The 10728-nt window shown below is 62.6% G+C and carries 11 protein-coding genes; 3 read left to right on the forward strand and 8 right to left on the reverse strand.

Going from position 1 to position 10728, the window contains the following annotated elements:
* Together msrA and VEK15_10115 are read left to right on the forward strand one after the other, a co-directional pair.
* Nucleotides 1–337, forward strand: a 337-nt coding sequence (gene msrA, locus VEK15_10110; protein HXV61036.1) for a peptide-methionine (S)-S-oxide reductase MsrA, incomplete at its 5' end; no start/stop codon positions are given.
* Nucleotides 338–356: 19 nt separating this feature from the next.
* Nucleotides 357–1031 (forward strand): gamma-glutamyl-gamma-aminobutyrate hydrolase family protein, encoded by a 675-nt coding sequence (locus VEK15_10115; GenBank protein HXV61037.1) that lies wholly within the window; start codon nt 357–359, stop codon nt 1029–1031.
* Nucleotides 1032–1050: 19 nt separating this feature from the next.
* On the opposite strand, the gene VEK15_10120 is transcribed toward VEK15_10115, so the two are convergent.
* Entirely contained in the window at nt 1051–1659 is a 609-nt protein-coding gene (locus VEK15_10120) for a hypothetical protein (protein ID HXV61038.1), read from the reverse strand.
* Between the two features lie 60 nt (nt 1660–1719).
* Nucleotides 1720–3693 carry a CocE/NonD family hydrolase gene (locus VEK15_10125; protein HXV61039.1) on the reverse strand — a complete coding sequence of 658 codons (1974 nt, stop codon included), beginning with the start codon at nt 3691–3693 and terminating at the stop codon, nt 1720–1722.
* 24 nt (nt 3694–3717) lie between these two features.
* Between VEK15_10125 and VEK15_10130 the strand changes: the two genes are divergently transcribed.
* Nucleotides 3718–5028, forward strand: coding sequence for an ATP-grasp domain-containing protein (locus VEK15_10130; protein HXV61040.1), 1311 nt, complete (start codon nt 3718–3720; stop codon nt 5026–5028).
* 180 nt (nt 5029–5208) lie between these two features.
* On the opposite strand, the gene VEK15_10135 is transcribed toward VEK15_10130, so the two are convergent.
* The 6 genes from VEK15_10135 to VEK15_10160 all read right to left on the reverse strand — a co-directional run.
* Nucleotides 5209–6342: a VIT1/CCC1 family protein gene (locus VEK15_10135; GenBank protein HXV61041.1), complete on the reverse strand. Its 1134-nt coding sequence runs from the start codon at nt 6340–6342 to the stop codon at nt 5209–5211.
* A 78-nt stretch (nt 6343–6420) separates the two neighbouring features.
* Nucleotides 6421–6819, reverse strand: coding sequence for a heme-binding protein (locus VEK15_10140; protein HXV61042.1), 399 nt, complete (start codon nt 6817–6819; stop codon nt 6421–6423).
* Nucleotides 6820–6965: 146 nt separating this feature from the next.
* On the reverse strand, nt 6966–7664 hold the full coding sequence (locus tag VEK15_10145; protein ID HXV61043.1) for an N-formylglutamate amidohydrolase: 699 nt from the start codon (nt 7662–7664) through the stop codon (nt 6966–6968).
* Nucleotides 7661–8899: a glutamate-cysteine ligase family protein gene (locus VEK15_10150; GenBank protein HXV61044.1), complete on the reverse strand. Its 1239-nt coding sequence runs from the start codon at nt 8897–8899 to the stop codon at nt 7661–7663. The genes VEK15_10145 and VEK15_10150 overlap by 4 nt, the downstream gene beginning before the upstream one ends.
* Nucleotides 8896–10365: a RimK family protein gene (locus VEK15_10155; GenBank protein HXV61045.1), complete on the reverse strand. Its 1470-nt coding sequence runs from the start codon at nt 10363–10365 to the stop codon at nt 8896–8898. The genes VEK15_10150 and VEK15_10155 overlap by 4 nt, the downstream gene beginning before the upstream one ends.
* A 160-nt stretch (nt 10366–10525) precedes the next feature.
* The coding region (locus tag VEK15_10160) for a peptidase-C39 like family protein (protein ID HXV61046.1) at nt 10526–10728 on the reverse strand (203 nt) is incomplete at its 5' end.

Below are 10728 nucleotides of genomic sequence, written 5' to 3' on the forward strand. Positions count from 1 at the left end.
GGTCGTCCCCTACGAGTCTCTCCTGAAGGTCTTCTGGGAGGGTCACGATCCCACCCAGGGAATGCGTCAGGGAAACGACGTCGGCACCCAGTACCGCTCCGGGATCTACTCGTTCTCGAATGAACAGAGAAAGGCCGCCGAGAAGTCGCGTGCCGCTTATCAGAACAAGCTCGGCGAGGCCGGCTATGGCCCGATCACGACCGAGATCCTCGACGCTCCGACCTTCTACTATGCCGAGGAGTACCACCAGCAGTATCTCGCCAAGAATCCCGGAGGTTACTGCGGTCTCGGCGGGACGGGGGTCTCTTGTCCCACCGGGCTCGAGGTCGAGGCGTAGCCGCGATCACTTCGAGAACGTGACGTCCCCTCTCATCGGTATCGGTACATCTTTTTCGAACGGCGTCCAACGACAGCGCCGTGCCTATGCCGACGCCGTCGTGCGAGCCGGTGGGCTTCCGGTGTTGCTTCCCGTGCTCGAGGACGCCGCCGGTGCCTTGGATCTGGCGAAACGTCTGGATGGACTCGTCATTCCCGGTGGACCGGGCATAACGAGAGGCACCGATGGCGCGCTTCCGGCAGGACTCCCGGAGACGCCGCCTGGGCGCCTGCGCTTCGACGAGGCGATTGCGCGAGCCTTCATCGCGGCGAACAAACCCGTTCTGGGAATCTGCTACGGAATGCAGCTGCTGAACACCCTATTCGGAGGCACCCTCTATGCCGATGTCGAGCGAGAGCTCGAGGGTGCTCTCGTCCACAGCGAAAAGCGCGGCGCCTCGGAGCATCCCATCGCCATCGACCGGGAGAGCGTCCTATTCGATCTCATCGGCAAAACCGAGCTCCTGGTGAACAGCCGTCACTTTCAGGCCGTTCGTCACGTGGGCTCCAACTTCCGCATCTCGGCGAGGGCGCCCGACGGTGTCGTCGAAGGGATCGAAAGCGGAGACGGCCGCCTCATGGGGGTGCAGTTTCACCCGGAGTCCATGGGGCCTTCGGCATGGGGATTGTTCGCCCACCTGATCGAGCGCGCGTGATGATCTCGCAACCGAAGATCTATCGGGAGTCCGAGGGTGCCTGCTGCGCTCCCTGCCAGAGCCGTTCGTACTCCGACCGAACGCTATCGTGGAGTCGTTTCGAGAGCTCCAAAGGCAGCCGCAGATGGAGAATCAGCTCCTGAACGTCCGCGAGATCCTTGAGGCGATGTGGCGCCGAGAGGCCTGACGCCAGCTTGAGCTCGATCAGTTCCTCGAGCTTGATGACCCACAAGCTCTCCTTATCGATGCGCGCTGAGACGGGGTGAGGGAAGACGACCGGCTTGGGTTTTCCATCGCCCGGATACTCGCCGGTGGTCATGACCTCGATCTTGACGCCGGTGCGGGTGTCTTTGAAGGTTTTCTTCGCTCCCGAAAAAGCCGGGAGGTAGCCGAGCCCAAGAAGCCTTTCCCGAAACTTCACCAGAGCTTCCGGTGTCAGCAAGATGTCGACGTCTTCCGTGAATCGGCGGTAGCCGTGCGCTGCCAAAGCCATGGCGCCGATGACGGCGTAGTCGAGTCCTTCCTGGTTCAGGCGACTTACGAGTGCCCTGAGCGTTTCGTAGACGTCTCCCTCCTTCATGAAGAACCGGCTCCCTTCACGCAATACCTGCCAGACTGAAGAACCCATGGCGATCATTATAGAAGCGAGGGCTCGCTCGAGCGAGGACCTGTCCCGTCGCCGGACGCTTCACACGAGCTTTCGCTGGATCTTTCGTTTCCACTTCCGGGCAAACATTTGCCGTTCGTCCTCGAGGGCCTCGATCTCGGCCTCGACGAAAAAATGACGCTCGTCGCTCGTCAGCCGGTGCCGCGTCTCGACGCGTATGTTCCAATCCTCACGCCTCAGAACCGCGTGGTGCGAGACTTCCGCCGCTGCGGAAAGAGGGTCGCCATCCACGATCCGGAATCGCTCGATGATTGAGTGGCCGTGCTCGACTCGCGTGGCGTCGACCCTCGTGAGTGCGGGCCGGCGCTCCGAGGTCAGAGCCGTCGTCAATGTGTACCGTATTTCTCCCGTCTCGGCGTCCCGCTCGACGCTTTTGACGGTAATCTCGGGATCGAGATCCGTGGTTTGCGCTTCGGGAGCGCTCTCCGGTAGCTCGAACGCGGCGAGGGCCTCGTCGGAAGAAACGAAGCGACGGATCGGTAGCTCGATATCGACCTGCTGAATCACGAGAGTAACGGGCGCGGGCGATGGCCATGCGATCGGCCAATAGGTCGTGGAGAGTGCGAGTCGAGCCTTGTGACCCGGGGCGAAGGAATGGGCGACGTGGTTGAGACGAAGCTCGACATCGTAGCACTTTCCTGGAGCGAGAGGCGTGGGATTCTGGTGACTGGCGTGGTGGGTGAGATTGAGAAGGCCGTAGGTCACCCGTCGAGATGAGCCATCGGGTGAAACGTCATTGAGCCGGGCGGCCAACATGGCCACGGGCCGGTCGCTTCTCAGCCGTAAACGCACCGTGGGAGCGCCCAGGATCTCGACCGTTTCCCGAAGGGGAGGCAGATCGAAGACCGCTGAGATATCGTCGTCGGGTCGCTGATCGGTTGGAAACTCCCCTTCGGCTCCGAACGCGCACCAGCTCCCCGAGGCGCTTCCGGCGACATGCTGCGAGGTGATGATCCGCTCTTCATCGAAACGGAACCGCGCTGGCTCGATGTTCGTCGACGGCCAAACCGATTCGGCGATCCAGCGACCGGGCCGGATCTCGTTTCCCGGCATCCAAACGCGATAGATCGGCTCGTCCATGATGCCGGTATCGATCGCCTTCAACCACCGGTCCCACCAGCGAAGAGCTTCCTGCAAGAACCCGATCGGCCGTCCGGGAACGCCGTTGTGCGGATAGACGTGAGCCCACGGACCCACGAGGCCCTTGCGTGGGCTCGAGAGGCCCTCCATCAAGCGGGGGATGGCGTTCGTGTAGGCGTCGGCCCAACCCCCCACGGCGTAGACCGGGCAGCTGATGGCGCCATAGTCCTCGCACACGGAACCGTGCTCCCAGTAGGCGTCTCGGTGTGGGTGGAGAAGCCACCTCTCGGCAAACGGAGCCAGCCCTTCGAGTCGTTTTCTCCACAGCTCTTTCCACTCCGCACCCACGATCTCGGGATCGGGGGGAAGGGCGGCGAGGGTGAACAGCGCCGAGCCCCAGACGAGGTTCTCGTTGAGAAGACACCCTCCCATGTAATGCGCGTCATCGGCGTAACGGTCATCCGAGGCGCAGACGGTGAGGATAGCGCCGAGCTCGGGAGGGCGGCGCGCGGCGACCTGGAGAGCATTGAACCCGCCCCAGGACTTGCCCATCATGCCGATATTCCCCGTGCACCAGGACTGCTCCGCCAGAAATCTCATGACGTCCAGGGCGTCTTCGATCTCCTGTCTGTGGTATTCGTCGAGGAGAATGCCCTGTGAGTCGCCCGTCCCGCGCAGGTCGACCCGGACGGAAGCGTACCCATGCCCGGCGAAATAATGATGCATCGGTTCGTCCCGCTCGCGCGTCCGATCTCTCTTGCGATAGGGAATGTACTCGAGGATGGCGGGAACCGGGCGCGCCTCGGCATCCTCGGGAAGCCACAGGCGAGCCGCGAGATGCGTTCCGTCGGAGAGAGGGATCCAGGTGTTCTCGATCACCCTGACGGGTCGTGGAAAAGAGGTTACGATTCGCATTGCGCCCGATTATTCTAGTAGCTCGTGGAATCTAAGAAGAGAGTTCTCGTCGCCTTTCCCACGGAGTGGGACGTTCGCCAGCTCGCGGCCTGTCGTGAATCCTGGGAATCTCGTTACGAAGTGGAGTTCGCCCAGCCTTCTGACGAGGAATGCAGCTGGGATTTCGACGTGCCCGGGTTCATCCGTCGGACCGTCGAAGAGAAAAGGACGAGGATCCGCGGAGTATTCAGCTCGAGCGACTATCCCGGTGCCACCGCCGCCGCAGCGATCGCGACCGGACTCGGGCTTCCCGGCCCTCGACCCGCGGATGTAATCCGCGCCTCCCACAAGTACTACTCTCGAATCGTTCAGCGCGAGGCCGCTCCCACGGCAACCCCCTGGTTCGCCCTCGTCGACCCCGCGCTTCCCGAAGGCGAACCTCCGGGGATTGGCTTTCCGTGCTTTCTCAAACCGGTAAAGGGAGCTTTCTCGGTGATGTCGAAGAAGATCGACGACGCCTCCGAGCTCGAGGCTTTTCTGGCGCGGCCCGCGGTGATCGAGTTTCTCTCGGACTACGTGTTCATCTTCAATCGCCTCGTTTCCGAGCTGACGGATTTCGAGATCAATGGAAGCTACTTCATTGCCGAGGAGCTTCTGAAGGGAAAGCAGGTCACGCTCGAAGGATTCGTTGGCTCCAGGGGGGTGGTGAGGCTGGGGATCGTGGATTCGGTACGCCACCCCAAGACCAAGAGCTTCGTGCGTTTCGAATATCCGACGAACCTTCCGCGACGGGTTCAGGAACGGATGTGGGAGGTGGCGGAGTCGGTCATCGAACGGCTCGGGCTGGTGAATACCCTGTTCAACGTGGAGTTCATGTACCACGCGGAGCGGGATCGAGTGTCGATTGTCGAGGTGAACCCACGGATGTGCGGGCAGTTCGCCGATCTCTACGAAAAAGTAGATGGGGTCAACTCCTACGAGATCGCCCTCCTGCTTGCATCGGGGCAGAGTCCTTCGGTGCCCCAGCTCGAAGGGGCTTATCGGGTCGCGGCTAGCTTTCCGCTCCGGATATTCGAGCCTTCCCGTGTCGTCCACGCACCGTCCGCCGACGAGATCGCGGCGGCGGAGTCGAAGTTCGAAAAGACCCTCGTCTGGTCGGAATGTGCTACCGGGGACGCGCTCGACGATTTCGAGAGCATCGAGGATGGGAAGAGCGCGCGCTATGCCATCGTGAACCTCGGTGCCGACAAGCACGAGCGCCTCCTCGCTCGTTTCGACGAGGTGAAGAACGCTCTTGGATATCGCTTCGAGACCTGCCCGCCGAGAACGCGGCCAAAAAGCTCGGACAGCGCTTGATGCGGAGACCGGCAGGTATTTCTCGGACAGTCTTCACTAGCAGGCTGAGAAAAAGTACGCTCTAGCCTGCGCGAGCGGAGCGAGCCCGGCGCGCTTGCCGCGCCGTAAGCAGCCCGAGCCGTGGCGGCTCGATCGAATACAGGTCCCGCGACTGTCTTCGGTAGGGGTGAACGCGCCTCGCTAGCCAGAAACTTCGACGCCAAGCCAACTCCCCACCGCGTAAGTGACCATGGCGGCGGCGCATCCAATGAGGAGCATGCGCGCCCCGCTAACCAGGGCGCCCCGTGAGGTGAAGACCGAGAGGGCTGCTCCGACGAGGAACAGTGCCGAAGCGCTGAGAGCGGCGCTAACCACGACCGCGCCGCCGAGCTCCTGGGCGAAGAAAAAGGGCGCGAGGGGAACGACGGCGCCCACCGAGAAAGCGGCGAACGAGCTTCCGGCTGCCCCCCAGGGGGCACCGAGCTCATCCGGATCGAGACCGAGCTCCTCGCGAGCCAGAGTATCGAGCGCGGTCCGGGAGTCGCTCAGGAGCCGGGACGCAAGGGCCGTTGCTTCCTCCTCCGGGATCCCCTTGGCTTGATAGATGAGCGCGAGCTCTTCACGCTCTTCTTCGGGGCTCATCTCGAGCTCCTCTTTTTCCAGCTGGAGCTGCTTTTCGAGCATTTCACTCTGAGCCTTCACCGAGACCCATTCACCCGCCGCCATCGAGAAAGCTCCCGCGAGAAGACCGGCAATACCGCTCAGGAGAACGAGCTCCGGAGCCACCGAAGCCCCGGCGACGCCCATCACCAGACTGAAATTCGAGACCAGACCATCGCTCACCCCGAACACCGCGGCCCGAAGACTTCCCCCTGCTCCTCTTCGATGCCAGCGCTCTCGCTCAAGAATGCTGTCAATCGAGACCGGGCGTGCGGCGAGCGCCCCGACGACCCGCCGGTGGCCGCGCTCCTCTGCGGAAAGCCCGCTCGCCTCCGGCTGTGTCGCGTAGTGCTCCTCGTCTTTTGCTTCGAGCCCCATGACGACGGGAAGAACGCGTTTGGCGCCTACGAGGCGAGCGAGAGAGGACAGGATACGGGTTCGCGCTCCGAGACTGTGCGTCGGCGGCGCGACGCCAGAGCTTCGGAGAAGCTCTGCCCATCGTCTCGCGTGGCGCTCCTCGGCTTCGGCGAGCCGTTCGAGAACGCGCCTACGCTTCTCGTCGTCCTCTTCACGCGCGAGCGCGCGGTAGAGGGCCGCGCCATCCATCTCGTTGAGGTAGTTGTTTCGGTAGCGCTCCAGGTCGGCCTTCGACGGATGGGCGGGCGCTTCGCTCATGACCGGATTGTACTCGAGGCTCCATCGAGGCCGCCGAACGTCTCGCTCGTGCTCCGGGCGAAGCTTGCCCCGAAGAATTCACTGCAGGGCGCTCGCGCCGGCGATGGCGATCGCCTCGTCCACCGATGGCGTGTCGCCGCTGACGCCGACGGCGCCGACGACCTTCCCGTCGACGAGTACCGGCACTCCGCCCTGAAGCGCTGTCGCCCCGGTCAGAGCGAGTGCCGCTACTCGGCCTTGTGCGATCTGCTCCTCGAAAACCCGACTCGGTCTCCGGAAGATGGCTGCGGTACGAGCTTTACCGATGCCGACCTCTACGCTCGCGACCTGGGCGGTATCCATTCGAGATAGCTGAATTATATTGCCGGCGTCGTCGACTACCACCGTCACGACACCGACACCTCTCTCTCTAGCCTCGGACTCCGCCGCCGAGATGATCTTCCGCGCCGCAGCGAGCGTCAGGACTTTCTTGTCCATCAAAAGGGCATCATCGGAGGCAGGTGTCACCCTCGAAAAGGCTGCCAAACCTGCGAACACAAAACCGAGCACCATCGTCCTCATAGTCACCTCATCGGTTTGGATGCCAGGTCGTGCCGCCGGTTACCGATGCGAAGAACGAGCCGCTATCGTCGCGTCGCGGCCCGCGTACCGAGCGTGTCGCCGAGCGATTCAGCAAGCACGTGACGGAGGGTCCCCGCCGCGAGCCGCTGATTCACCTCGAGCTCGATTCCGATATAACTCGATTCGGGGACGGCCCGCCTTAGGTGGGTCGTCAAACCGTCGGCAGACCCTCGGTAGGGATAGTTTCGACGCAGCCTGAGATCGGGGCGAAGCGTTCGAAGCGCGGCCCTCCAGCGATGAACGAACTCCCGCTCCTCGCGACGCTGGGGATCGTAGAGCCAGGAGACGTCGGCGTGGCGTACCTTTCCCTCGAGAACGGGAGTGAAGCTGTGCGAAGCGACGTGCACTACCGTGTACCCGGAGTCGATCCACCCCTTGATCGATGTTTCCACGGCGTTTCGGTGCGGGCGGTAGAAGCGATCCAAGAGCTTCTCCCTCAGTTCGGCGTCCAGAGGGCCCGTGATCTCGGAAAAGAGACTCGGATGGTCCTCCGAGCGGTTCGTGTCCACGAGTAGCCGCGTGACCGACGTCGCACGTAGCTCGGCCCCAAGCCGTCGGGCGAGAAATTTTGCAGTCTCGATGGCCCCGCGGTCGTAGCCTCGATGACTTCTGAGGACGTGTCCTGCTCCGCGGAACAGCGCCTCGAAGCCGCGCGGGACACGGTTTCCCCCATGCTCGCAGGTCACCAGGAGACGGATCATGGCTCGGTAAAGGAATCACCAGTCTCGAGACACCGGCAGAGGGCTCGGAACACCTCCTCGATGTCTCGACGGTGCGGGCGAGTGCCCAGGGCTAAAAGCATTCGGCGCGCCAGGGGTCCACGCTCGAGAATGATGCGGAGGTGCTCGGCTTCGAGTCCGGCGAACGTGCCGGAAATCTCCTCGATCAGGTGAATCCAGAGCTCTTGGACCGTCGCATCCTTGCCGGGAAATCCGAAGCTCTCCAGGTAATTGCGGTCTCGCAGCACCGTACGTTCCGCGTCGCGGAGCGTTGCGCGAAAAATCTCGACCAGGGGATCGACCTTCCAGCTCCGCTGGTCGGCGTAGTCGGTCCACCTCTCCGCCACGATCGCCTTCACCGCCGCCGCGACCGCGCAGCAGACGGCAACGTCGGCCTGAGGGCACTCCTGCATGTCGAGCACGCGGATCTCGATGGCGTCACGGGGAAACTGCGCGATGGCGCCGCGAGCGTTGAGCCATGGATGACGTAACGTGCCCGCGGGATCGTGAGACTCGATGTCGCGATAAATCGGCTCGAAGATCTCCTTCTCGTACTCGCTGCGGGTAAAAACCGGCTCGGGAACGACCCGGCCGGCGACCGAGGGAATGGCTTCGGAGTTGGTTCGGTAGACCTCGAGGCGGGTGTCGAGCAGTCCTGTCAACTCCCCCTCCAAGACCGGCGTGCTCGCCGCGAGCCCGGCCATCACCGGAAGCAGCAGCCGAATCGCCGCATGGAGCCGGCCGAACTCCTCGTCGTCCCCGAAGGACAAGTTGAGCTGGACGCTCTGGAGATTGGCCCATCCATGTCGGCGGCAGTCGAAGACGCGGTCGAACGCCTGGTAGATCTCGGATCCCTCGTGGGGCCACAGGCGAGTCTCCTCCCGAGGATTCATGAAGGGATGGGCCCCGCTCGGCATCAGCTGGGCGTTCATCGGCTCGAGGAATCGATTCATTCTCCGTACGTGCTCGGCGAACAAAGGGCCGAGCTCGGCGAGCGTCGAGCTGGGGTGGGTATTCTTGAGCTCGACGAGGTGCATCACCAGCTCGTTCGACCAGGAGATGGTGTCGACTTCGACTTCGCAGACCGTCTCACCCGCGATCCCTCGCAGAACCAGGTCCGAAATCGGGGCCACTGCCAGATCCTCGGAGCGGACGAGGATGTACTCGAGCTCCACCCCATAGCCTTCGAATAGGCGGAGGGGATCGTTGCGGCTCATGGCCGGCTAGCCTCGGATTTCTTGTGCTCGATACGGGCGAGGAACATTCCGGCGACCCTGCGGTAGAGCTCGTCGCGGAGCACCTGATCCTCGACTCCGGATTCGACGCTCGGGTTGTCGTTCACTTCCATGACGAGGCATTCGTCTCCGATCTCTTTGGCGTCCACCCCGTAAAACCCATCGCCAATGAGCCCGGCGGCTTTTTCCGCCACCCGCACGACCTTGCGCGGTGCCAGCTCGACCGGGAGGGTTTCCCAGGGTCCAGCCTTGCTCTTGCCCGTTCCTTCGTGTTTGTAGATCTGCCAGTGCTTCTTGGCCATGAAATACTTGCAGGCGAACAGCGGCCTGCGGTTCAAAACACCGATCCGCCAATCGAACTCCGTCGGCACGAATTGCTGGGCGACGATGAGGTCGGACTCGTCGAAGAAGCTCTCGACGGCGGCATCGAGCTCGTCTTCGGTCTCCACCTTCACCACGCCGTGGGAGAACGAGCTATCCGGTTTCTTGAGGACGATGGGAAGGCCGAGCTCGGCCGGTATCGATTCCACGTTGCCTCGATGAACGACGAGAGTGGGCGGAGTCGGGATTTCGTGGCGTTTCAGTAGCTCGGCGAGGAAGACCTTGTTCGAGCACTTCACGATCGACTCGGGATCGTCGATGACCACGAGGCCCTCGAACGCGGCCCGACGAGCAAAGCGGTACGTGTGGTGATTCACCGATGTCGTCTCTCGAATGAACAGGGCATCGAACTCCGCGAGCCTGCCATAGTCGTCGGGCCCGATCACTTCGGTGGCGAGGCCCACCTCTTCCGCCGCTTTTGCAAAACGGCGAATCGCAATCGGGTCCGACGGGGGTAGCTTTTCTTCGGGGTTCACGAGGATGGCGAGATCGTACTTCGCGGGTCGCCGCTTCCGGACCCGGGGTCCGCGGCCTCCGAAGTACCCCTGGGCGACCTGGAGGAGGAAGCTGCGGTGGGATTCGGGAACGTCGCCCATGCTCACCGGAGCGATATATTTCAAATGCCACTTCTCCATATAGACGAAACGAGCTCGGAGAAGGGGCGCCTGGAAGAGGTTGAAGAGCTCGTGGCTCAACCTGTCGTAGCGCTTGGCGAGGTTGCGACCGAAGTAGACGCTGATAACGAACTCCTTCGATTGGATCCGGGCGAGGCTCCGCTGAATCAGATCATCGAGATCTTCGGAAACGACCCGAGCCATCGTGGGCGAGCGCAGATCCTGGAAGGTCGCGATGGTAGGAAGCGGTCGGTGACCTCGGGCGGCGGCCAGCAGGGTGACGTAGTATCCCGTGCTCTGATAACGATAGGATCGGCAGAGGTTGAAGAGCTTGACCCCCTTCATCTCGCCGAACTCCGGTCCCGTCAGATAAGCGCGGGCAGACACCACTTCGACCCCGGGGATGTGGAATGGCCACAGCTTTGGATTATTGACGACGACGAGAGTGGGCAAGTTGGCGCCGTTGTGATTTATCTACTGCTCAGTGCCGTGGCGGGACCCGCAAATCGATCGAGCCGCCACGGCTCGGCCTTTGCGGCGCTTCGCGCCGATCTCGCGGCAGAAGTTTTGGCCACCGCTCGGCAGGCTGGGCTGTAATTTCTCATCAGCCTGACTAGCGGGTACGCTCCCGCGGCTCGACCACGAGGAAGTTGGCATCGTAGGTGAGCACGCCGAGGTAGATGGCGCCGATGAGCCGGTTCATGCCCACGGTGTAGTATTGTCCATCAGCCATGGGATTGGGTAGCAGGGGGTCGGCAATCCGGACGCTTTGAGTCGAGGGTTCGTATCCACAGACGACTACGAAATGTCCCGAGG

The organism is Vicinamibacteria bacterium (assembly GCA_035620555.1).
GTDB lineage: Bacteria > Acidobacteriota > Vicinamibacteria > Marinacidobacterales > SMYC01 > DASPGQ01.